This window comes from Rhodococcus sp. 06-156-4 (assembly GCF_002259345.1).
Classification (GTDB): Bacteria; Actinomycetota; Actinomycetes; order Mycobacteriales; family Mycobacteriaceae; genus Rhodococcoides; species Rhodococcoides fascians_E.
The window spans coordinates 290,621-312,720 of the sequence record NZ_NPGB01000008.1 but is presented as its reverse complement, the minus strand read 5'-3'; the positions used below and the strand labels follow the sequence as shown (position 1 = coordinate 312,720).

Below are 22,100 nucleotides of genomic sequence, written 5' to 3'. Positions count from 1 at the left end.
TGCGACTCCCGCAACAATCAGGCGGTACTACGAGGGTCGACGGAGGCACCAGAACTATGAGCACCACCCCCGCGCACCGTATTGCGATCGTCGGTGCGGGACCGCGCGGTACCGGTGTCCTCGAGCGACTGCTCGCCCATCTCGACGCGACGCCGGAGCGCCGCGTCACCGTTGACGTCTTCGATCCGTTTCCTGCCGGCGCCGGCAGGATCTGGCGAGGCTCGCAACCGCCGCTGCTGTGGATGAACTCGGTCGCCGCCGACGTCACCATGTTCACCGACGACACCACCGTGGTCGCCGGGCCGGTCTCGACCGGCCCGACTCTCGCCGAATGGGTCGAGAGCAACCTCGAATCCCTCCGCGACGACCCGGCGCTCACCGCCGAGCTTGCCGATTTCACACCCAGGTCGTTCGCTTCGCGGACACTGCAGAGCCGCTACCTGGAGTGGGTCTTCGCACGAGCCGTGACAAACGCTCCCGTGGATGTCACGGTGCATCGCAACACCGTCGTCGACATCGTCGACATCGTCGACATCGTCGACGACGAGCCCGTGCAGCGCCTGATTCTCGACGACGGTTCGGCGGTCGGGGTCGATGTCGTGCTGTTGTCCCAGGGCCATCCGGACGCCCTGCCGTCGTCCGCCGAGAAGTATCTGCACACGTTCGCCGGTACCCACGGACTGACGTACGTCGGGCCCGGATACACGGCCGACCTGGATCCGGACGTCGTCCCGGAGTCGGAACCCATCCTGGTGGCAGGCCTGGGGCTCGCGTTCGTCGACTGGATGGTGTTGCTCGCCGAAAGCCGCGGTGGAACGTTCTCGCGGCTACCGGACGGAACTTTGACCTACCGGCCGTCGGGCCGTGAGCCGACAATCTATGCAGGCTCGCGCCGCGGCGTGCCGTACCACTCGAAGATCGGCTACGACATCGCCGCCGCCCGGCCACCGCTCCCGAAGTACTTCACCGCCGACGGCTTCCCCGGGGACGGGTTTCTCGACTTCCGGCGCGACGTGTGGCCGACCGCAGCGAAAGAGCTTGCCGGCGCTCACTATCACGAGCTGTTCGCCTCGCACGCCGACCGCACCACCGGCACGTGGCAGGATTTCGAGATCGAGTTCGACGCTGTCGCCTGGGGTTCCAAGGAGTCGGCAGCCCTGGTCGAGCGGTTCGTACCCAAAGACGACGACCGTATCGATCTCGCTCTGATCGATCGCCCTCTCACCGGTGAGACGTACGACAGCGTCGACGACGCCACCGCGCGCATCATCGGATACATCGAATCGGACCTGGCCCGACGCGCCGATCATCACTACAGTAGCGACGCAGCGGTGTTCAATGCACTGCTGTCGGTGTACATGACCACGGGAGAATTGTTGAGACGCGGTCGAATTCCTGCCGAGTCGGTAGCGCAGGACATCGAGGGGTGGCTGCACTCGTTCTTCAGTTTCATCGCCAGCGGCCCTCCTCCACAACGTCTCGAACAGCTGCGCGCGCTCGCGTCGAGCGGGATCGTTCGGTTCCTCGGCCCCGACACCACGTTCAGTGCCGATATCAACGCCGGGGTGTTCACGGCTCGGAGCGCGTCACACGACGACACCGTCACCGCGCGAACGCTCGTCGACGCCAGACTTCCCGTCGCGTCCATCCGATCCAGCGGGGACGCACTGCTTCGCTCCCTGCACGAACGTGGGCAGATGGTGGAGGTGCGCGCCAACGAACGCAGTGCCGCCAAGATCTCCGTCGACGGACGGTCCCGAATCCTGCACTCCGACGGCAGCGTTCACCCCGCTCGATTCGCGGTCGGTCCGTGGGTCGCGGGTCACACCTGGTCCTCTGCCTTCCCGCGACCTCGAACCAACGCCGGATTCTTCCGCCACAACGATGCTCTCGCCGTCGAGCTCCTCACGTCCGGCGCCAACGAATCACGCTGATCGAAAGGGTTTTACGGCCTGCCCGACTGATACAGGCTGGGTGACATGAGGCGCAACCATGTCCTGTCGGCGTCAGCTCTCGCCGTCGCCGCCGGTCTGTTGCTGTCCGCCTGCGCGGGCGGCAGCAACACCACGAGTACGTTCGACGAGAACGCCGAGCCCGTCAGCGGCGGCACCTTCACCTTCGGTCTCAACTCGGACCTCGATTGTGTCGATCCACAGCAGACCGGCAGTTCCGTTGCCGCACTGGTGTCACGCAACGTTCTCGATTCGCTTGTGGGACATACCGAGAACAACGAGTTCACGCCGTGGCTGGCGGAGAGCTGGGAAGTGTCCGACGACGCGACGAGCTACACGTTCTCACTACGCGACGGCGTCACGTTCTCGGACGGAACGCCACTCGACGCCGACGCCGTGAAGTTCAATCTGGATCGGATATTCGATCCGGCCACCAAGTCCAACTACGCACGCTCGTTGCTGGGCCCATTGCGTGAGGTCACCGCAGTCGATCCGACCACGGTCCGCGTCGACTTCACCGCGCCCTATCCGTCGTTCCTGCAGGGCGCATCGCTACCGTTCCTGGGTATCGAATCTCCGACTCACCTGCGTGGCACCGACAATGCCGAGTGCACCACCGTCGTCGGCTCCGGTCCCTTCGTCCTCGACAGCTACACCAAGGGCGTCGGTTTCGAACTCTCCAAGCGTGACGACTACAACTGGGGACCCGGGTACGCCGATCACACCGGCGCCGCGTACCTCGACCGACTGAACTTCCGCATTCTGCCGGAGAACTCCACCCGCCTCGGGTCGCTCGAGAACGGCGAGGTCGACGCCATCGCGGCGGTGCCGTCGGCCAATGCGCCCGTGGTGGACGAGGATCCGAATCTGCAACTGATCAAGTACGAGAATCCAGGTGTCAACTACGGCATCTTCCTCAACACACAGGCGGAACCGTTCACGGACTTCAGAGTTCGGAAGGCTTTCCAGAGCGCGCTCAACTCGCCTGAGCTCGTGCAATCGGTGTTCTTCGGACAGCTCGCGGCGGCGGACAACGTTCTCGGCCCGAAGACGCCGTACTACGATTCCTCGATCGCGCAGACGTGGGGATTCGACGCCGACCAGGCCAATTCGCTTCTGGACGAGGCGGGGTGGACCGGACGCGACGCCGACGGGTACCGCACCAAGGACGGTCAGCGCCTCACCGTACGTTTCCCGTACGACTCCTCCAGCTACTTCGCCGAGAACGCGCCTCTGCTCGAAGCGTTCCAGGACCAGATCAAGCGCGACGTCGGCTTCGACCTCGTCGTCGAGCCCATCGACACCGGTACGTGGACGGACCGAGCTGCGCGGGGTGACTACGAGGCTGCGGCCATCTTCTTCGTGCGACCGGAGCCGGACATTCTCCGTACCGTCTTTCTCTCCACCAACACCCCGCCGAACGGTGGCGCCTATGCACGGAACACCGATCCCGCACTCGACGAACTCCTGACCAGGGGCGCGGCTACGGCCAACGGACCGGATCGTGAGCAGATCTACGCCGACGTGCAGCGCGAGGTCATCGACGAGGCGTACTACGTACCGGTCTACGTTCAGGCCTATCGGCTCGGGGCGTCCAACGGCGTACACGGAATCAAGTTCGCCACCAACGCATCACCACTGTTCTACGATGCCTTCCTCACAGACTGACGCCTCACGGCCGGTCGAGACAGCGCCGTTGGTCGAGACAGCGCCGGTCGACACAGCGCCGCCGTCCACCGCACACCGCCTGGCCCGTGCAGTGGGCGGTAAGGCGCTCGCCGCGGTTCTCGTGGTGTGGGGTGCGGGAACGGCGACGTTCCTGGCTCTGCACGCAATCAAAGGCGATCCGGTGGACATCATCCTGGGTAGCGACTCCGTGGTGCAGCCCGCCGAGAGGGATGCGATACGCAGCTCGTACGGGCTCGATCAGCCAGTGCTGCTCCAGTACCTGAGCTATCTGAAGCGAGTCTTCACCGGTGATCTCGGCCGGTCCTACCAGTTGCAGCGACCGGTTGCCGACGTCATCGGGGCCGAGCTGTGGCCGACGGTGTCGCTGGCGGTTCCGGCTGTCGTTCTCGCCGTCGTCATTGCGTGCGTCCTGGCGCTGACCACCGCAGGCCGTCCCAGATCACGGTCCTGGGCGTCGAGTTTCGAGCTGCTGTCCGTGTCGATCCCCACCTTCTGGATCGGAATCCTGCTGCTGTGGGTGTTCGCGTTCACCCTCGGATGGTTCCCTGCGTCGTCCTCGAAGACCGATGCTTCCCTGGTTCTTCCGGTCGTCACTCTTGCACTTCCTGTCGCAGGGCTGCTGTCGCAGGTCCTTCGAGACGGTGTCGAGGACGCCCTGGCTCAACCGTTCGTCCTCACCGCCCAGGCACGAGGTGCATCGAGGGCACGCGTCCTTCTCGTGCACGCCTTTCGGCACGCACTCCTGCCTGCCACGACACTGACGGCGTACTTCGTCGGCGCGACCCTGGGCGGGGCAGTCCTCACCGAAACCGTCTTCGCCAGGCCCGGACTCGGTCGCGTGACGCTCGCCGCCATCGGATCCAAGGACATGCCCGTCGTACTCGGCATAGTCCTGCTGTCCGCGCTGGTGTTCATCGTCGTCAACACCGTGCTCGACGCCTTGTACGTGGTCATCGACCCCCGGCTCCGCACGACCTCTCGCCGACGCCCGGGCACGGCGAAGGAGGTTCCCGCGTGACCGATGTACTCACCGCGCGGCGATCGGTTCCGCGGACCACCCGCCCCGGCCTCGCCCTGGCCGCGGTATTCGTCGTGATCGCAGCGCTCGCGGCCGCCTTTCCGACGCTGCTGGCGTCGGCCGATCCGAACCTCACCGATCCCAGCTCACCGTTCGCCGAACCCGGTGTCGACCACCTGTTCGGGACCGACAACCTGGGTCGCGACGTGTTCGCTCGGGTCGTGCACGGGGCACGGTTCTCGTTGCTGATCGGCGTGGGGGCAACTGTTCTCGCGGTCGTGATCGGCACTGCACTCGGCATCGCGGCCGCGCTCGGTCCCCGTGTCGTGCGCGCGACACTGCTACGCGGCATCGACATCGCCATGGCATTTCCCGACCTGCTGCTGACGTTGCTCGTGATCGCCGTGCTCGGACCCGGGCCGCTCAACACGCTGATCGCCGTCGCTCTTGGAATGGTTCCCCGGTTCGCCAGGGTGGTACGTGCGCAGGCGCTCCCCGTCGCCGGCGCGGGGTACGTGACGTCCGCCGTCGCACTCGGAACGCCGCGACTGCGAATAGTTCGTCTCCACATCCTCCCCAACACGGTGCGCCCGCTGCTCGCGGTGGCGACCGTGGGTGTCGGGACCGCCATAATCTCCGTCGCTGCACTGAGCTTTCTCGGCCTGGGAGTGAAGCCTCCGGACGCCGAATGGGGCGTGATGCTTGCTCAGGGCCGCGAGTTCCTGAGATTGGCGTGGTGGATCTCGATCTTTCCCGGCCTGGCCGTCGCCGCGACCGTCGTCTCCATCACCGTGCTCGGGCGGGCACTGCAGCGCAGAAACTCGGAGGTCTGACCCATGCCGGTACGACAACGCTTGGTGGACATCGAGAACCTGTCCGTGTCCTTCCCGGCGGCCGGTCGACGATCGGCGCCGGTGCGCGCCGTGCAGGACGTGTCACTGCACGTCTCCTCCGGCGAGTGCCTCGCCCTCGTCGGCGAATCGGGTTCGGGCAAGTCCGTCACAGCACGTGCCGTCATCGGCCTGGCCGGGCGACGGGCGGACGTGCGCATGTCGCGGTTCCACATCGACGGCGTCGACGCATCGTCGTTCGGCGAGAAGCAGTTCCGGCAAGTGCGTGGCACGACGGTCGGACTGGTGTTACAGGACGCTCTGGTGTCGCTGGATCCGCTGCGTACCATCGGCCGCGAGGTCGTCGAGCCCATGGCGATACACAACACCGTCCCGCGTCACGCGCGTTCACGTGCTGCCGTGGAGTTGCTCCGCTCGGTCGGTATCGACGACCCCGAGGTCAGAGCTACGCAGATCTCGCACGAGTTGTCCGGCGGCCTTCGTCAACGTGCTTTGATCGCATCGGGTCTCGCTGCAGGCCCCTCACTGTTGATCGCGGACGAGCCGACCACGGCGCTCGACGTCACGGTTCAAGCACGCATTCTCGCTCTGCTCGGTGACCTCCGAGACGACGGCACCGGTCTGCTGCTCATCAGCCACGATCTGGCCGTCGTCGCCGCACTCGCCGATCGAATAGCAGTGATGAAGGACGGTCGGATAGTCGAACAGGGTGCAGCCCAGGATATTCTGCGGGATCCGCAGCACGAGTACACACGAGCCCTGTTGAGCGCAGCCCCGAGCGGAGCGACACGAGGAACGACTCTGGTGGGCCGGACACCGATCGCTGTCCCGTCCGCCCACTCAGGCGATCCTGTGCTCGTCGTCGACGCGGTGAGCAAGTCCTTCGATCGGCGTGACGGCTCACGGCACCGGGCGGTCGATTCGGTCTCGCTCACGCTCCGTCAGGGTGAGATCCACGGTCTCGTCGGCGAATCCGGTTCGGGGAAGTCCACTCTCGCGTCGATAGCCCTCGGACTCGTCGAACCGGATACCGGGACGGTGCGTCTGACCCCACCCGGTGGGCCGAGCCTGAACTGGAACTCACCCAGCGGCCCGGGAGAACGGGGCAGGCGTGCGCACCGGTCGCGGATACAACCGATCTGGCAGGATCCACTGAGCTCGTTCGACCCCAGATTCACGGTCGCCAACGTAATCGATCGTGCACTGGTCGAGACCGGAACACTCGATGCCGACGCGCGCAAGGCTCGGACGATCGAACTGCTCCACCAGGTGGGCCTGGACCCTGATCACCTCGCTCGCACACCGCGCCGGCTGTCCGGTGGCCAGCGTCAGCGCGTGGCGATCGCCCGGGCACTGGCAACCGAGCCGGACATCCTGATCTGCGACGAGCCGGTCTCGGCACTCGACGTGTCCATCCAGGCCCAGGTACTCGATCTGTTGCTCGACCTCCGGGCACGAACCGGTGTGTCGATGATCTTCATCTCCCACGACCTGGGTGTGATCAGCCATGTCAGCGACACCGTGTCGGTCATGAAGGACGGGGCGATCGTCGAACGAGGCAGAGCCGAGCAGATTTTCGAGGACCCACAGCACAGCTACACCGTCGAGCTCCTCGATTCGGTCCCGTCGCTTCCGTATCCGGTACCCGTCGACGGCTGAGAAGTCGGGGCGCTCGGACCGACCTGCACATACTTATATTCACGGAAACGTAAACTGTTGTCGGCGCTTCGCTGCCGATGTTGGCTGTGCGGATGCGAACATTCCTGGCAAGCCGAAGATCGACGCGGCGGACAGCAATTGCCCTCACCTCACTTGTCCTCGCGGTCGGAATGGCCGCCGGCTGCGCCGGCAGCGACACTCCGGAGAACGCACTTGCGTCGGATGCGGCACTTCCGACCGAGATCCCGGCCGGCACCACGCTTGTCATCGCCGACCAGTCCGAGTTCCAGCAATCCGTCCTCCGCGCCTCGGGTGAGCTGGACAAGCTGCCGTTCGAGTACGAGTTCGCGAACTTCGTCGGTGGCCCGGCCATTCTCGAAGCGTTCCGGGCAGGCGCAGCCGATACCGCGAGAGTGGGCGACACCCCACCGATCCAAGCGCTCATCGCCGGCCAGGACGTCCCGATCATCCACGCCACTCAATCCGAGCCGAACAACACTCGGTTGGCCGTAGCTGCGGATCGGGACATCACGACACTGGCCGATCTGAAGGGCAAGAAGATCGCCTACGCCGAGGGCACCGCGCAGCAGGCCATCGTATTGCGCGCACTCGCCAAGGCCGATCTGAGCACCGACGACGTCGAACTGGTCCGTCTGCAACTCTCGGAGTTTCCCGACGCCATCAGAACCGGACAGGTGGACGTCGCTCCGTTGAACGAGCCGAACCTGACTCGTTTTCTGAACAATCCGGGGACCACACTGATCGACACGTCGGAGTCCGGGGGCACGTCCACGGGCCTGTCCTACCTCTACGCCCGTCGTGAGGCCATTCAGGATCCCGCCAAAGCCGCTGCGCTGCAGGCATACATCGCCAGCTTCACGCGTGCCGTCCAGTGGGCCAACGAGCATCCCGACGAGTGGCTGCAGAAGTACTACGTCGAGGGGCAGGGGTTGACGCCCGAGGACGGCCGGCGCATCGTCGACTCGCTCGGCGCGTACGCATTTCCCAAGTTGGACAGTCTCGTGGAGCAGCAGCAGTCGACCATCGACGTCATCGACGACGCCGGTGAGCTACCCAAGTCCGTTCAGGCCTCGGACGGATTCGACCTCCGGTTCGGCGACGTCGGCGCCCGCACCGTCGAAGAAGTCGGCGGATCGTTCACCAGGAGTGAGAGCTGATGGCAATCGCAACCCCGGTAGGAGACAAGAGAAAATCCAGGACCACCAGTACCTCGAAGAACACGGCGTCGTCGACGGTTCTACGACCCCGGAAGATCGCGCGTCGCAGGCTGGGGCCTGGTAAGGCCATTCCGTACGGTCTCGCGATCGGTCCGCTCATCCTGGTCGTGGCATGGATAGCCTCCTCGGCGGCAGGGATACTCGATCCTCAGACCCTGCCCGCACCGCTGACCATCGTCGAGGCCGCGCGAGACCTGATCGACGACGGTCGACTCCAGAGCAACCTGCTCACGTCGCTGCAGCGGGCAGTGATCTCGCTCGTTCTCGGTGTGGCGATCGGTGTCGTACTCGCACTCGTGTCGGGTCTGTCGAGGCTCGGAGAATCGATCATCGACGGCCCGGTCCAGATCAAACGAGCGATCCCGACGCTTGCGCTCATTCCTCTGTTCATCGTGTGGTTCGGCATCGGCGAGTCGATGAAGATCATCGTCATCACCACCAGCGTGCTGATCCCGGTCTACATCAACACCCATGCACAGTTGCGCAGTGTCGACAATCGTTACGTCGAGCTCGCCGAGACGGTCGGTCTGTCCAGGTGGCAGTTCGTCCGGCGAATCGCCCTCCCGGGCGCGTTGCCCGGCTTCTTCACCGGACTTCGCATGGCCGTGACCATTTCGTGGCTCGCCCTCGTCGTCGTCGAGCAGGTCAACGCCACCAGCGGCATCGGTTACCTGATGACCCAGGCGCGAACGTACGGACAGATCGACATCATCGTCGTCGGCCTGGTCGTCTACGCCATCTTCGGACTCGTGGGCGACTTCCTGGTCAGGCGAGTGGAAAGGAGAGCATTGTCATGGCGCCAGACACTGGGCGGGTAGGAACGGGCGGGGATCAGGCCGGCCGGGTGGTGAGTGCGAGGTCGTTGAGCCGGGGGTTCGGTGATCGGGTGGTGCTCGATGCCATCGATCTCGATATCGCACGGGGTGAGTTCGTGGCGCTGCTGGGACGCAGTGGGTCCGGCAAGAGCACGTTGCTGCGTGCGCTGGCGGAGTTGGACTACGACGTACTCGGTTCGGGTGAACTCCAGGTGCCGGCGAATCGGTCCGTGGTGTTCCAGGATTCACGCCTGCTTCCGTGGTCCCGAGTGCTGGACAACGTGATCCTCGGTCTTCCCGGCCGCGATGCGGCGGAGCGAGGCCAGGCTGCATTGGCCGAAGTCGGGTTGGCCGGCCGCGAGAAGGCCTGGCCCAAAGAGCTTTCCGGTGGCGAGCAGCAGCGCGTTGCACTGGCACGTTCGTTGGTGCGTGAGCCCGAACTCCTGTTGGCGGACGAGCCGTTCGGTGCCCTCGATGCACTCACTCGAATCCGCATGCACGCTCTGTTGCGCGAGTTGTGCGCCAAGCACACGCCTGCAGTTCTGTTCATCACCCACGACGTCGACGAGGCTCTTCTGCTCGCAGATCGTGTACTCGTCCTTCAGGACGGTCGCATCGTCTCCGATCGGACAGTCGAACTCGACACGCCCCGTACACACAGTGATCCGAAGTTCGCCGCTCAGCGTGAAGATCTGCTGACCGCGCTCGGCGCTTTCGAGAAAGTGACGGCATGACAAGGCAATTGCACTTCAACGCTTTTCTGATGACGACCGGGCATCACGAGTCGTCCTGGCGTCTACCTCAGTCCGACCCGCTCGCCGGTGTCGACATCAAGCATTACCAGCGGCTCGCGCAGATCGCGGAACGGGGGAAGTTCGATTCGATCTTCTTCGCCGACAGCCCCCAGCTCGTCGCCGACGTCGGTCGTCGGCCGTCGGGATATCTCGAACCTCTTCAGATCCTGACCGCGGTGTCGACGGTCACCGAGCGAATCGGCCTCGTAGCCACGGCGACGACGAGCTACAACGAGCCGTACAACCTGGCCCGAGCGTTCGCGTCGCTCGATCACATCTCCGGTGGCCGCGCGGGATGGAACATCGTCACCACAGCGGGGCTCGATGCGGCCCAGAACTTCAATCTCGACGCGTTACCTGCGCACGGCGATCGGTATGCCCGAGCGGCCGAGTTCGTCGACGTCGCCCAGAAACTCTGGGACAGTTGGGACGACGACGCCGTCCTCGCGGACAAGGATTCCGGAGTGTGGGGTGACAACGACCGGGTTCGCACCGTCGACCATCGAGGTGACTACTTCACCGTGCGCGGCCCGTTGAACGTTCCGCGTCCGGTACAGGGGTATCCGCTTCTGGTTCAGGCGGGTTCGTCCGACGACGGCAAGGTCCTCGCGTCGAAGTACGCCGAGGCGGTGTTCACCGCGCAGCAGACCATCGAGGACGCGAGGGCGTTCTACTCGGACCTCAAAGCGCGCACCATCGCCGTCGGCCGGGACCCGGACCACATCAAGATTCTGCCCGGCATCGTTCCGGTGATCGGTTCCACCGAGGCCGAGGCTCGGGCTCTCGACGCCGAGCTGGACCGCCTCATCGTTCCGGAATACGCACTGCTGCAGCTCGCGAAGACATTGAAGGTGGACCCGTCGGCGCTGTCGCTCGACGAGCAGCTACCGGAGAATCTGTTGGCGGAAGACGACATCGAGGAAGCCAAGAGTCGCTACACGCTGATCGTCGAGCTTGCGCGACGGGAGTCGCTCACCGTGCGCGAACTCATCGGCAGACTCGGCGGCGGCCGCGGACACCACACGTTCACCGGCACGCCCGAGCAAGTCGCCGACGCCATCGAAGAATGGTTCCTCGGCGGTGCAGCCGACGGCTTCAACATCATGCCGCCGGCGTTGCCGTCGGGACTCGAGATCTTCGTCGACGAAGTGGTGCCCATTCTGCGGGCCCGTGGGCTGTTCCGCAGCGAGTACACCGGGACCACGCTGCGCGAGCACTACGGTCTTCCGCGTCCGGCCAACCGGTTCACAGCGGTACCCGTGTAGCGCTACGCACCGATCTCGATCAGCAGAACGCCGCCGATGATCAGGGCGATACCTGCGCCCATGACCCAGGTCAACGGTTCTCGGAACAGGTAGCGGCCGGCGATGGCCGTCAAGGCCACGCCGCTCGCTGCCCACACGCCGTACGCGACACCGACAGCCATCCCGGCCGAGAGTGTCAGGGCCAGCAGAGTGAACGCGGCTCCGTAGCCTGCGACGACGGGGACGAGCCACCACTTCTTGCGTCCTCCCTCGGATGCGCGCAAGGACAGCGTGGCCATGACCTCGGTGACGATTGCTCCGGCAAGTAACCACCACATCAGGCGTGCGCCCTGCCCGCGCCGAATTCCACCAACACCACTCCCCCGATGACCAGCACGATGCCGGCCAGCATCGTCGGCGTCAGCGGTTCACCGAACACCGCGGTACCCAGTACGGCGGTCAACGCGATTCCCGACGCAGCCCAGATCCCGTAGGTCTTCCCGATGGGCGAGCCCATCCGCAGGATCAGCGACAGCAGTACGAACGATGCGCCGTACCCGGCCACCACGACGCCGTACCAGGCCGGCGTGTTCAGCGCAGCTTTCAACGACAGCGATGCCGCTACTTCCGACACGATGGCCGACGCCAGCAGCGCCCAGTATCTGTTGCTCACCGTTCGACGAACCATCGGCGATCGAGATTGATTCCACACCTCGCACAGGAGTTACGGGATCAACACGAACTTCCCGCGCGGGTGTTCGGCTTTCAGTTCCTCGTGTGCCGTGGCCGCCTCCGCGAGAGGGAACGTCTTGGCGACTGTCACGATGAAATCGCCTGCACCGGCCGAGTTCACCAGGTCGAGTCGAGCTGCCTTGCGGCGCTTCGCACTCTCCGGGTTGCCACCGCCCACGGAAGGGAACCCTTCCTCGGCCGCGCGTCCGAATGCGGCGATCGTGACGATGCGATCCTTGTCCGAGACGAGAGCAAGCGAGACGTCCACGGCCTCGTCGGTACCGACCGTGTCGATCGCGACATCTATTCCGTCGGGAGCGAGTTCCTGCACGCGCTCCAGCAATCCGTCACCGTACTCGACGGGCTCGGCGCCCAGTTCACGCAGTGCGTCGTGGTTGACGGGCCGAGCGGTGCCGATGACCCGCGCGCCTCGTGCCTTGGCCTGTTGAACGACGATCGACCCGACGCCTCCCGCTGCGCCGTGTACCAGCACCGTGTCGCCCTCGGCGACGTTCGTGACCTCGAGGGCGTCGTACGACGTCCCGGCGACGACGAGCAGTCCTGCTGCGGCCTCCCAGCCGAGCGACGCAGGCTTGGGAAGCACAGCATCCGCCGGAACCAGCAGCTTCTCCGCGTACGCTCCCTTCGCCCCGGAGACGATGACCTCGTCGCCGACAGAGATCTGCCCGCCCGGACCACTGGTCGAATTGCCAACGGCGACAACGACACCGCTGGCCTCACTTCCGAGATGAAGCGGGAGAGTGGAGGGGTCCGAGCCGAACGCTCCGCTGTAGAGCTTGTAGTCGATCGGGTTCACGCCGATGGCCTTGACCTCGATCGAGACCTGGCCGGCCGCCGGGGCGGCCAAGGCCTCGTCGACGATGCGCACCACCTCGGGTCCACCGAATGCCGTTGCTACCGCTACTCGTGTCATGGAACTTTTCAACTCCTCGCTGTCACGGATTGTTCCTGCAGCAGATTACGCCGCGTCATCTCTGCCACTATCGCACTTCCGACGGCTCCCACCGCGGCCAGAACCACGAAAGGCAGTGCACGCCAGCTTGGTTCTGTGATGTCGAGGGCTCGGCCAACGACGGAACCGACAACGAGCGATGCCACGGCCGACACCAGGTAGAACCATCCGTAGTAGGTACCGGACAGCCGATCTTCGCCCACCACTCCCAGCAGTTCCATGATGTAGGGATTCGCCAACGCGATTCCGATGCTGAACACCGCCGTCGTGAGAATCACCGGCCACAACAGGGTGAGCCATCCTGCGATCGGCCTCGACTCAGCAGCCGTGTCGAGAATCGGCGCACTGACCGCGAGCGGGACGAACGCGGCACCCATCAGTCCCACGCCGAGACCCGCCGCGCTGCCCGGTCGCAGCAGCCGTCGTGCCACCGCCGTGACGGGCATCTGCAACCCGATCCCGAGCACCGTGGACACCACGAACACAACGCTGACCGACTGCGGGTTGCCCGTCACGCGTTCGGCTTCGATCGGCAATGCCAGATACAGCTGGTTGAACAGCGCGAAATACGCGCACCCTCCGAGCGTGAAGATCAGAAACCGCCTGTTGCGCAATACCAGTCCCCAGCTGCCGACGACGCTGTCATGGTGCTCGATCCGTGGCTGACGCGGCAACGCGATCAATTGCGCAGCGGTCAACACCGCGAACACCGCGGCGGCGATCGCGGCGATCAACCGAAAGTCCACACTCAACAGAGCGGCACCCAGCAGCGGGCCCACCAAGGCACCGGCGTTGCCGAACACGTTGTACACCGAGAACACTTCGGCACGATCGGTGTCCGACTCACGCATCAGGTAGGTACGGACCGCCGGGCTGAATATTGCACCAGCAACGCCGATCGCCACCGTCGCCGTCACAACTCCGACCGCACTGTCGGTGGTCGCGTAGAGCCCGAACGCCACGATCCTGAGGGCACATCCGGTGATGATCGTCGCTCGCGGTCCCCATCGGTCCGCCAGGGTACCTCCGACGAGGAACAGACCTTGCTGACTGAACGTCCTCAGTCCCAGCACGATCCCGACGAAGGCGACGCTGAAACCCAGGTCACCTCGCAGATAGGTCGCCAGAAACGGCAGCACCATGTAGAAACCGAGACTGATACCGAAGTTGTTGATCATCAACAGCTTCGACGCTGTCGGCAGCACAGCGTACGACGATCGCAGCGAACCTACACGCGCAGCCGTGGCAGTCCCCATTCCTTCCCGAGCAGTTCGAAGGACCGCAGCCGGTCTCCGTGTCCGTGCGTCGCGGTGGTCACGACGAGTTCGTTGGCTCCCGTGGCTCGTTGCAGACCGTCGAGCTTCTCCGCCACCGTGACGGCGGAACCGACGAACTGAGTGGCGACTCGGTCCGACACCAACTCCGCCTGCTCCGCGGTCAGCGGCGCCGCCGTCTTGGGATCCGGATACGCGATGGCACCGTGCCCACTACGGATGCTGTGGACCCACTGGCCGAACGACGACGCCAGGTACTGCGCGTCCGCATCCGTGTCTGCTACGACGACGTCCGCCGACACGACGACGTACGGCTCCTTCACGGTGTCCGAGGGCACGAACGCCGCACGGTAGGCCTCGACGGCGTCGAGCGTCGTACCGGGACTGACATGGTAGTTGGCGACGAAGGGCAATCCTCGTGCTCCGGCGACCTGTGCGCTCTGGCCACCGCTGCTACCGAAGAGCCAGACTTCGACCTGCGCACCGAGTCCGGGTGTGGCCGTCAGTTCCACACCACCGGACGTGGAGAATCGCCCACCGAGGAAGTCGAGGACGTCCTGCAGTTGGGTGTCGAAATCCGGGGCGACTGCATGTGGTTGCTGCAGCACCTCACCCGATGCGAGCACCCGCTCGGAGAGAACGAGCTTGCCGGAACGGAACGGCTTCGGGAACAGAATGCCGTCGACGACCCGTTCCTCGTGCTCGGGCTCCGGAACGTCCTTACCCGCCAGCGCTTCCTGCCTGCGCTGACCCGATCGTCCGATACCCAGGTCGATACGACCGGGATACACGGCGTCGACGGTGCCGAACGATTCCACGACCGACGCAGCCGTGTGATGACCGATCTGTACGGCCGCCGACCCGACGCGAATCCTGTTGGTGGCGGCCGCGATCAACCCGACGAGCACGGCCGGGGACGAACTGGCGGCCGCGACGAAGTGATGCTCGGCGACCCAGTAGCGCTCGTACCCCCATTCCTCTGCCTGACGCGCCAGGTCGAGAGTGTTGCGCAATGCCTCGGCGGCGGTGGAACCTTCGCTGATCGGCGACAGATCCAGTACCGACAGCGGAACCCTGCTCACGACGCGCTGCCGAACGGACGCGGATTCTTCTCGCCCGCCTCGACCGCAACGGCGAGCTTGTTCTCCGCCGGCGCCACGGGGCACGTCGCGTAATCGGTGAACGAGCACGGCAGGTTCGACGCACGGTTGAAGTCCAGGATCACCTCGCCGCTGTCGGTCGAATCGGTCACCACGAGCGTCCTCGCGGCCGGGTACGTCGTCACACCCGACGTCGCATCGGTGAACATCACCCGCAGCCCACCGTCCTTGCCGCCGAAAGCTACGAACTGCTGCTTGTCTCCGCCCAGTTCGAAGTCGATGACACCGACCGCGGTGTAGTGGTGCTCCAGTCCCTCGACGACGGCACCGGTGGTGACGATCTTCGCCTCGGGGTACGGCGTGAACGTCCCGGCGACGGACCATTTCTCGTCGGGATCGTAGGTCGGAATTCCGGAGAACTCCTGAAGGTGAGGTGATGCGGGGTCGTGCACTCGCAGCGCCACCGAACCGGTACGACGGATGACCTCGATGCGTCGGTCACCGTCCTCGACCAGAATGCCCGGTGCGCCCTCGACCGGTTCGAGCGTGGTGACCGACAATCCGTCGACATGAACGACATCCTCGTCGGCGCGCCAGCGGCCGGGAAGATCTCCGACGGTCTCGAATTCGTCCGTCAGCCAGTACAGCCCGGTGAGCGACACCCATCCGAGTGGGTCGCTGTAGTAGCTCTCACGCTCGCTGTGCCACTGGTTCCACGATGCTTCGAACGTCTCGTTCACGGTGGCGGTCATGATGCTCGCACTCCTTCTCGCTCGGTGTCCGGATGGTTCAGCGCGGCGGAATCGGATCCGAAGAGGTGGCTGCGCAGCGTCGTACCGGAGTATTCGGTACGGAAGCTGCCGCGGTCCTGCAGAATCGGAACCACCTTGTCCACGAACTCGTCCAGCCCCGCCGGGGTGATGTGCGGGACGAGGATGAACCCGTCGCTCGCGTCGTTCTGTACGTAACTGTCGATCTCCTCGGCCACCTGTGCAGGCGTGCCGACGAACTGCTGACGCGTGGTGACCTCGATGATCAGTTCGCGGATGCTCAGACCCTTCGACTCGGCCCGCTCACGCCAGTCGCGCGCAACCTGCACCGGATCGGCGTGGCGGACCCGGCCTCGGGTGATGTTGACGTCGTCCGTCGGGTCTTCGTCGGGAAGAGGACCGTCGGGATCGTATTCCGACAGGTCACGCCCCCACACCTGCTCCAGGAACGAAATCGCTGTCTGCGGCCCGACCTGCTGGTGGCGGATGGCGTCGGCTCGCTCCTCCGCGTCCTCGGCGGTGTCGCCGAGGACGAACGTCGCGGCGGGAAGGACCTTCAGATCGTCACGCTCCCGGCCGTACTTCGCCAGCCTGCCCTTGACGTCGGAGTAGAACGCCTGCCCCGCCTCGAGCGTGCCGTGGACGGTGAAGATGGCGTCGGCCTTCGCGGCACCGAACTCGCGTCCCTCGTCGGAATCGCCCGCCTGCAGAAGCACCGGGTGACCCTGCGGGCTACGTGGCACCGTGAACGCCGCATCGATGTCGAACTGCGGTCCGGTGTGGCGGACCTGTGCGATGTGCTCGCGACGTGCGAACACCCCGTTCTCTCGATCGACGACGAGCGCGTCGGGTGACCAGCTGTCCCAGAGCTCTCGGGCCGTGTCGATGATCTCGCGAGCACGGACGTACCGATCCGCTCGGTCCAGATATCCACCGCGGCGGAAGTTCTCGCCGGTGAACGCATCCGACGAGGTCACCATGTTCCACGCCGCGCGGCCACCGGACAGGTGATCGAGCGTCGCGAACTGCTTCGCCAGCTCGAACGGCTCGTTGAACGTCGTGTTGATGGTGCCGGCCAGCCCGAGATGCGTGGTGACGGAGGCCAACGCGTTGAGCACGATCAACGTGTCGGGACGACCGACGACGTCCAGGTCGTGGATACGGCCTCGGTGCTCGCGCAGCCGCAACCCTTCGGCCAGGAAGAAGAAGTCGAACAACCCGCGCTCCGCGGTCTCCGCGAGGTGGACGAACGAGTCGAACTCGATCTGGCTCTTCGATTCCGGGTCCTGCCACACCGTCGTGTTGTTGACACCCGGGAAGTGCGCTCCCAGATGGATTTGCTTCTTGATCGCGCTCATTTCGACGCTCCCTGTGCTGCCTGACGGCGTACTGCGTATCGGTTCTCCGGTCGTGCAAGGCCGAGCCTGCTGCGCAGCAGCGGACCGGGGCGCAGACGGGGCGTTGCACCATCGTGCCAGGCCAAGCCGGGTACGACATCGGTCGTGATGGCCTCGACCGACTGGGCGAGCGCCAACGGTCGCAGGGTCACGCCGTCGACGACGCCGGATGCGGCGAGGCCGTCGAGCAACTCCTGCAGTTCCGCGGCGTTCCCCCGGAAGCTCACCGAGTCCGGCACGTACGGCGACCAGCTGTTCAGCTGATCGACGTCGGCCGCCGCGGTATCCGAGACGTGCACTTCGAGATCGAGCACCACGTGAACCTCGGCAGGGTCACGTCCCTCGGCCACGACGGCACGACGCAGCCGCGCGGCCACGACGGCTGCGTCGTCGATCGTCGGCGCGGAGATTCGCACGATGTCCGCGCGCTTGGCGGCAACGGCCGTGGACGGGTCGTCCTCGGCCCGGACGACGACGATCGGCTGCCCCTGCGGCGGGCGCGGCGTGATGGACGGGCCCTTCACCGAGAAGAAGTCACCCTCGAAGTCGATGTAGTGCAGTTTGTCTCGGTCGATGAAGCGTCCGGTGGACGCGTCGCGAATCTCCGCGTCGTCCTCCCAGCTGTCCCACAACCGGGTGACGACCTCCGCGGCGTCGTCGGCCTCATTCCAGAGTTCGTCGACGGTCTGCGGGCCCTTGCGCCCGAACAGCGTCGCTTCGTCGGCGTTCTGCGAGACAGCGACTTCCCAGCCTGCGCGACCCGACGATGCGTAGTCGATGCTCGCGATCTGCTTCGACACGTGGAACGGCTCGGTGTGCGTGACGGTCACCGTCGGGACGAGGCCGATCGAACGGGTGCCCGCGGCAGCCCGTGCGGCGATCGCCGCCGCCTCGATCCTGCCCAGTTCGACGCCGTCACCGCTCTGAAGCGCGAAGGCGTCGGGGAGGAACGCGATGTCGATCCCTGCGCGGTCGGCCGCCTCGATGTGATCGGTCCAGTACTGCGCGGTGAACAGTTCCTCGGCGCGAGAATCCTCCCGCCGCCAGGCATGCGGGTGAATTCCGGCTCCGCGCAGTTCGACGGCGATCAAGAACTTATCGGGCACCTGCGGTCTCCTTGTCGTGACTTCTCGGGCGCGAGTTGCCGGGAATGGCCGCCAGCAACTCACGGGTGTACTCACGCTGTGGCGAATCGAATATCTGTGCCGTCGGCCCGTATTCGACGATCGTCCCGGATTGCATCACCGCGACGGTGTCGCTGATCTGCCGCACGACGGCGAGGTCGTGCGAGATGAACAGGTAGCTCAGGTCCAGTCCGGTCTGCAACTCGTCGAGAAGGTCCAGAATCTGAGCCTGCACCGAGACGTCGAGTGCGGACACCGGTTCGTCCAGAACCACCAGGTCCGGCCTGAGTGCCAGCGCTCGCGCGATCGCAACGCGCTGGCGTTGCCCGCCGGACAGTTCCGCGGGTTTGCGCCGGGAGTAGTCGGCAGGCAACGCGACTCGATTCAACAGCTCCGCGGTCCGCGCCGAACGCTCGGCACTCGTCCCGACCTTGAACGCGTCGAGTGGTTCCTCGATGATCTGCTCGACGGTCAGTTTCGGGTTGAGCGAGGCGTAGGGGTTCTGGTACACGATCTGAACGCGTCGGCGAAGATCACGAAGCCGCGAGCCACGCAAGCCCGTCACCTCGGTCCCGTCGAACTCGACGCGCCCGGACGTCGGCTTCTCCAACCCGATGGTGATGCGCGCCAACGTCGACTTGCCGGATCCGGACTCCCCCACGAGCGACAGTGTCCGCCCACGTTCGACCGTCAACGACGCAGCCTTCACCGCATCGAGGTGCACACCGCCTTTCGGGTCGTTCCGCAGGCTCCACTCCTGCCGTCCGATTCGGAACGTCTTGGACACCTCGGTGGCCGTCAGAATCGGTGTCGTCGACGGCCTGGCCGGCCGTAGTGCCGTCCCCAGGCTGGGTGCGGCTGCCAGCAGCGACCTCGTGTACTCGTGCTTCGGGTTCGCGAGAACTTCGGAGGTACGGCCGGTCTCGACGATGTCACCCTTGCTCATGACGACGAGCCGGTCGGCGCGGTCGGCAGCGACCCCGAGGTCGTGCGTGATGAGCAGAACGGCCGTCCCCGTCTCGGCGATACGGGCGTCCAGGTGGTCGAGGATGCGGCGCTGCACGGTGACGTCGAGCGCGGACGTGGGCTCGTCGGCGATCACGAGCTCGGGCGTGCATGCCAGTGCGATGCCGATGAGAACGCGTTGACGCTGACCGCCCGAGAGATCCTGCGGGTACTGCTGGGCCCGCACCTCGGGGTTGTCGATCCCGGCCTCGGTGAGGATCCTGATCGCTTCGAGCTTCGCCGACCGCTTGGTGGCCAGCCCGTGCACGCGGAGCACCTCGGCCACCTGCTCACCGACTCGGATGACCGGGTTGAGCGACGTCGTCGGGTCCTGGGGAACCAGACCGATGTGAGCCCCGCGCAGGCGGTCCAGCACCTTCTCGGAGGCATCGTCGATCCGCTTGCCGTCGAAGCGGACTTCGCCGGACGTGATGCGACCCGCGCCGGGAAGCAGACCGATGATCGCGTGTGCCGTCGTCGATTTGCCCGATCCGGACTCACCCACCACCGCCACCACTTCGCCGCGCTCGACTGTCAGCGACACTCCTCGGACCGCGGCACCGTTGCCGTAGTCCACCTGGAGGTTCTCGACTTCCAGAATGGGGCTCATCGTGTGCCTCCCTCGATTGCGTGGCCGACGCGGTGGGCCGACAGGACGACGGCCACGATCACCAGGCCGGGCAGTGTGGTCATCCACCATGCGGTGGCCAGGAAACTCCGGCCCTCGGAGATCAACGATCCCCACTCGGGTGTCGGTGGAACAGCGCCGAATCCGAGGAAACTGAGGGCGGACACCGCCAGCACCGCCTGGCCGAATTCCACTGCGGCGAGGGCGATGACCGGTCCGTAGGAGTTGCGGAGGATGTGGCGCCCGAACACGTCGTACCACCGGACGCCGGAGGCGTAGGCGGCTTCGACGTACAGCGACTGCCGCACCCGCAGCACTTCGGAGCGCATGACGCGCGCGAAGTTCGCGACGAGGGAGACACCGACAGCGATGGCGACGTTGCGTGTACCGAACCCGAGCGCCGTGACCAGCGCCAGCGAGAGCAGAAGTGCGGGAATCGACAGCAGCACGTCGACGATGCGCATCAGGATCGCGTCGACGACGCCGCCGACGGCGCCTGCGAGCAGACCGATCAGCGATCCGGCCACGAGTGCAATCGCGACCGCGAACAACGTTGCGGTGAGCGACAACCCGGCACCGTGGACGACGCGGGTGTAGAGGTCACGTCCGATGTTGTCGGTTCCGAACCAGTGCGCCGCGCTCGGCCCTTGCAATTTGTCCGCAGGCGTTCCCTTCAGAGGGTCCCCACTGGCGAAGAGCGAGGGAAACAATGCGAAGCCGACGGCGAGAACCAGTACGACGACCGACAGCGCCAGCCAGATGTTCTTCACCAGTGACCGCACACGCGGTCTACGACGAACAGGGTTTGGCTTCGGGACGACGGGTTCAGCGGTGGCGACCGTCTCGACGCGGGTCAGGATGTCAGACATGTGCCTTCTCCTTCGCGGGAGCGGACTGCTTGTACTCGGACACGATCCGAGGGTCTATCAACGGATAGAACAGGTCGACCAGCAGGTTGACCAGAACGAACACCAGCGACGTCAGAACGACGATGCCCTGCACCACGGGAATGTCCTGCGCCAGAACGGACGTCTGAGTCAACCTGCCGACACCGGCCCTGGAGAAGACCGTCTCCACGACGACCGATCCGGCGAGCAGGTTGCCGACGAGTACACCGGCGATGGTGAAGGCCGGAATCGAGGACAGCCGCACGACGTGCTTGGTCTGTACTCGCAGACGTGACACTCCCTTGGCACGGGCAGATTCGACGAACGGTTGCTTCCACGTCGTGGTCATCGACGTGGCGAGAACCTGAGCGATCACGGCACCCGTCGGCAACGCGAGCGTGATCGCAGGCAGCACGAGCGACGACGCTCCCTGGTCACCGAACGCGGGGAAGATCCTGAGTTGGAACGAGAACACCTGCAGCAGAAGCAGCCCGACCCAGAAGGTCGGCACCGCGACGCCCAACGGCGGGATGGAGAACAGAAGGGTACGCAGCCACTGGACACGCGTGTAGGTGGCCAGGAAGGCAACCGATCCGCCGAAGATCAGCGACAGCACCAGCGCGGTCGTCGCCAACGCCAGGGTGCTCGGCAGTGCGTCGAGGATGGCCGTCGTGACCTTCTGACCGGTGGCGATGGAAAACCCGAAGTCACCTCGCACTGCACCGCTCAGAGAGTTCCAGTACTGCACCCACACCGGCTGATCCAGTCCGTATCGCGCCTGCAACTCGGCGATGGCCGCCGCGTCGACGGGCGTACCGGACCCCGCCGAGTCGGCGGCGATGCTGACGGGGTCCGACGGCAGAAGGAACAGCACGATGAACGAGATCGTGAACGCCGCCCAGAGAACGAGGACGGCCTGCACGACGCGCAGTGTGAGATAACGAATCATG

Annotated in this window: 20 protein-coding genes; 9 read left to right on the top strand and 11 right to left on the bottom strand. The window is 65.3% G+C overall.

The genetic code is table 11. The features are described 5' to 3' along the window. Nucleotides 1-56: 56 nt before the first annotated feature. The 9 genes from CH290_RS04725 (at nt 57) to CH290_RS04685 (ending at nt 11,281) form a co-directional block, all read left to right on the top strand. Nucleotides 57-1,934 (top strand): FAD/NAD(P)-binding protein, encoded by a 1,878-nt coding sequence (locus tag CH290_RS04725; protein WP_033190182.1) that lies wholly within the window; start codon nt 57-59, stop codon nt 1,932-1,934. A 45-nt stretch (nt 1,935-1,979) separates the two neighbouring features. Next, on the top strand, nt 1,980-3,620 hold the full coding sequence (locus CH290_RS04720; RefSeq protein WP_033190181.1) for an ABC transporter substrate-binding protein: 1,641 nt from the start codon (nt 1,980-1,982) through the stop codon (nt 3,618-3,620). Then, complete coding sequence (locus tag CH290_RS04715) at nt 3,601-4,659, top strand: ABC transporter permease (RefSeq protein ID WP_230621066.1); 1,059 nt, start codon at nt 3,601-3,603, stop codon at nt 4,657-4,659. Before CH290_RS04720 ends, CH290_RS04715 begins: the two co-directional genes overlap by 20 nt. Beyond that, on the top strand, nt 4,656-5,492 hold the full coding sequence (locus CH290_RS04710; RefSeq protein ID WP_020110831.1) for an ABC transporter permease: 837 nt from the start codon (nt 4,656-4,658) through the stop codon (nt 5,490-5,492). The genes CH290_RS04715 and CH290_RS04710 overlap by 4 nt, the downstream gene beginning before the upstream one ends. A gap of 3 nt (nt 5,493-5,495) precedes the next feature. After that, nucleotides 5,496-7,169 (top strand): dipeptide ABC transporter ATP-binding protein, encoded by a 1,674-nt coding sequence (locus tag CH290_RS04705; RefSeq protein WP_230621065.1) that lies wholly within the window; start codon nt 5,496-5,498, stop codon nt 7,167-7,169. 170 nt (nt 7,170-7,339) lie between these two features. Continuing rightward, on the top strand, nt 7,340-8,347 hold the full coding sequence (locus CH290_RS04700; protein ID WP_020110833.1) for an ABC transporter substrate-binding protein: 1,008 nt from the start codon (nt 7,340-7,342) through the stop codon (nt 8,345-8,347). Beyond that, complete coding sequence (locus CH290_RS04695; RefSeq protein ID WP_033190179.1) at nt 8,347-9,225, top strand: ABC transporter permease; 879 nt, start codon at nt 8,347-8,349, stop codon at nt 9,223-9,225. The genes CH290_RS04700 and CH290_RS04695 overlap by 1 nt, the downstream gene beginning before the upstream one ends. Further along, nucleotides 9,201-9,956 (top strand): ABC transporter ATP-binding protein, encoded by a 756-nt coding sequence (locus CH290_RS04690; RefSeq protein WP_230621063.1) that lies wholly within the window; start codon nt 9,201-9,203, stop codon nt 9,954-9,956. Before CH290_RS04695 ends, CH290_RS04690 begins: the two co-directional genes overlap by 25 nt. Continuing rightward, nucleotides 9,953-11,281 carry an LLM class flavin-dependent oxidoreductase gene (locus tag CH290_RS04685; RefSeq protein ID WP_020110834.1) on the top strand — a complete coding sequence of 443 codons (1,329 nt, stop codon included), beginning with the start codon at nt 9,953-9,955 and terminating at the stop codon, nt 11,279-11,281. The genes CH290_RS04690 and CH290_RS04685 overlap by 4 nt, the downstream gene beginning before the upstream one ends. Nucleotides 11,282-11,283: 2 nt before the next feature. Here CH290_RS04685 and CH290_RS04680 read toward each other — a convergent pair whose 3' ends face one another. From CH290_RS04680 to CH290_RS04630, 11 genes are read right to left on the bottom strand one after another with little or no spacing between them, the layout of a single operon-like run. After that, the gene (locus tag CH290_RS04680; RefSeq protein WP_020110835.1) at nt 11,284-11,598 is read right to left on the bottom strand and encodes a DMT family transporter; all 315 of its coding nucleotides are present in this window, start codon (nt 11,596-11,598) and stop codon (nt 11,284-11,286) included. Further along, on the bottom strand, nt 11,598-11,948 hold the full coding sequence (locus tag CH290_RS04675) for a DMT family transporter (RefSeq protein WP_019663222.1): 351 nt from the start codon (nt 11,946-11,948) through the stop codon (nt 11,598-11,600). The genes CH290_RS04680 and CH290_RS04675 overlap by 1 nt, the downstream gene beginning before the upstream one ends. 36 nt (nt 11,949-11,984) lie before the next feature. After that, on the bottom strand, nt 11,985-12,926 hold the full coding sequence (locus tag CH290_RS04670) for an NADP-dependent oxidoreductase (protein WP_027498643.1): 942 nt from the start codon (nt 12,924-12,926) through the stop codon (nt 11,985-11,987). 8 nt (nt 12,927-12,934) lie between these two features. After that, a complete protein-coding gene (locus CH290_RS04665) occupies nt 12,935-14,170 on the bottom strand; it encodes an MFS transporter (RefSeq protein WP_170947537.1) in 1,236 nt (411 codons plus the stop codon). Nucleotides 14,171-14,193: 23 nt separating this feature from the next. Continuing rightward, nucleotides 14,194-15,321 (bottom strand): LLM class flavin-dependent oxidoreductase, encoded by a 1,128-nt coding sequence (locus CH290_RS04660; RefSeq protein ID WP_020110838.1) that lies wholly within the window; start codon nt 15,319-15,321, stop codon nt 14,194-14,196. Beyond that, nucleotides 15,318-16,091: a DUF1684 domain-containing protein gene (locus CH290_RS04655; RefSeq protein WP_033190178.1), complete on the bottom strand. Its 774-nt coding sequence runs from the start codon at nt 16,089-16,091 to the stop codon at nt 15,318-15,320. The genes CH290_RS04660 and CH290_RS04655 overlap by 4 nt, the downstream gene beginning before the upstream one ends. Beyond that, entirely contained in the window at nt 16,088-17,467 is a 1,380-nt protein-coding gene (locus CH290_RS04650) for an NtaA/DmoA family FMN-dependent monooxygenase (RefSeq protein WP_019663217.1), read from the bottom strand. Before CH290_RS04650 ends, CH290_RS04655 begins: the two co-directional genes overlap by 4 nt. Further along, nucleotides 17,464-18,612, bottom strand: a complete 1,149-nt coding sequence (locus CH290_RS04645; protein WP_033190177.1) for an LLM class flavin-dependent oxidoreductase — start codon at nt 18,610-18,612, stop codon at nt 17,464-17,466. Before CH290_RS04645 ends, CH290_RS04650 begins: the two co-directional genes overlap by 4 nt. Next, nucleotides 18,602-20,245, bottom strand: a complete 1,644-nt coding sequence (locus CH290_RS04640; protein ID WP_033190176.1) for a dipeptide ABC transporter ATP-binding protein — start codon at nt 20,243-20,245, stop codon at nt 18,602-18,604. Before CH290_RS04640 ends, CH290_RS04645 begins: the two co-directional genes overlap by 11 nt. After that, complete coding sequence (locus CH290_RS04635; RefSeq protein ID WP_033190175.1) at nt 20,242-21,132, bottom strand: ABC transporter permease; 891 nt, start codon at nt 21,130-21,132, stop codon at nt 20,242-20,244. The genes CH290_RS04640 and CH290_RS04635 overlap by 4 nt, the downstream gene beginning before the upstream one ends. Beyond that, a complete protein-coding gene (locus CH290_RS04630) occupies nt 21,125-22,099 on the bottom strand; it encodes an ABC transporter permease (protein ID WP_033190174.1) in 975 nt (324 codons plus the stop codon). The genes CH290_RS04635 and CH290_RS04630 overlap by 8 nt, the downstream gene beginning before the upstream one ends. Nucleotide 22,100 lies beyond the last annotated feature (1 nt).

Excerpts from the sequence above, each read along its gene's own strand:
- CH290_RS04725 (WP_033190182.1), top strand. The coding sequence starts at position 57 with ATGAGCACCACCCCCGCGCACCGTATTGCGATCGTCGGTGCGGGACCG.
- CH290_RS04720 (WP_033190181.1), top strand. The coding sequence starts at position 1,980 with ATGAGGCGCAACCATGTCCTGTCGGCGTCAGCTCTCGCCGTCGCCGCC.
- CH290_RS04715 (WP_230621066.1), top strand. The coding sequence starts at position 3,601 with ATGCCTTCCTCACAGACTGACGCCTCACGGCCGGTCGAGACAGCGCCG.
- CH290_RS04705 (WP_230621065.1), top strand. The coding sequence starts at position 5,496 with ATGCCGGTACGACAACGCTTGGTGGACATCGAGAACCTGTCCGTGTCC.
- CH290_RS04700 (WP_020110833.1), top strand. The coding sequence starts at position 7,340 with ATGGCCGCCGGCTGCGCCGGCAGCGACACTCCGGAGAACGCACTTGCG.
- CH290_RS04695 (WP_033190179.1), top strand. The coding sequence starts at position 8,347 with ATGGCAATCGCAACCCCGGTAGGAGACAAGAGAAAATCCAGGACCACC.
- CH290_RS04690 (WP_230621063.1), top strand. The coding sequence starts at position 9,201 with ATGGCGCCAGACACTGGGCGGGTAGGAACGGGCGGGGATCAGGCCGGC.
- CH290_RS04685 (WP_020110834.1), top strand. The coding sequence starts at position 9,953 with ATGACAAGGCAATTGCACTTCAACGCTTTTCTGATGACGACCGGGCAT.
- CH290_RS04680 (WP_020110835.1), bottom strand. The coding sequence starts at position 11,598 with ATGTGGTGGTTACTTGCCGGAGCAATCGTCACCGAGGTCATGGCCACG.
- CH290_RS04675 (WP_019663222.1), bottom strand. The coding sequence starts at position 11,948 with ATGGTTCGTCGAACGGTGAGCAACAGATACTGGGCGCTGCTGGCGTCG.
- CH290_RS04670 (WP_027498643.1), bottom strand. The coding sequence starts at position 12,926 with ATGACACGAGTAGCGGTAGCAACGGCATTCGGTGGACCCGAGGTGGTG.
- CH290_RS04655 (WP_033190178.1), bottom strand. The coding sequence starts at position 16,091 with ATGACCGCCACCGTGAACGAGACGTTCGAAGCATCGTGGAACCAGTGG.
- CH290_RS04650 (WP_019663217.1), bottom strand. The coding sequence starts at position 17,467 with ATGAGCGCGATCAAGAAGCAAATCCATCTGGGAGCGCACTTCCCGGGT.
- CH290_RS04640 (WP_033190176.1), bottom strand. The coding sequence starts at position 20,245 with ATGAGCCCCATTCTGGAAGTCGAGAACCTCCAGGTGGACTACGGCAAC.
- CH290_RS04635 (WP_033190175.1), bottom strand. The coding sequence starts at position 21,132 with ATGTCTGACATCCTGACCCGCGTCGAGACGGTCGCCACCGCTGAACCC.
- CH290_RS04630 (WP_033190174.1), bottom strand. The coding sequence starts at position 22,099 with ATGATTCGTTATCTCACACTGCGCGTCGTGCAGGCCGTCCTCGTTCTC.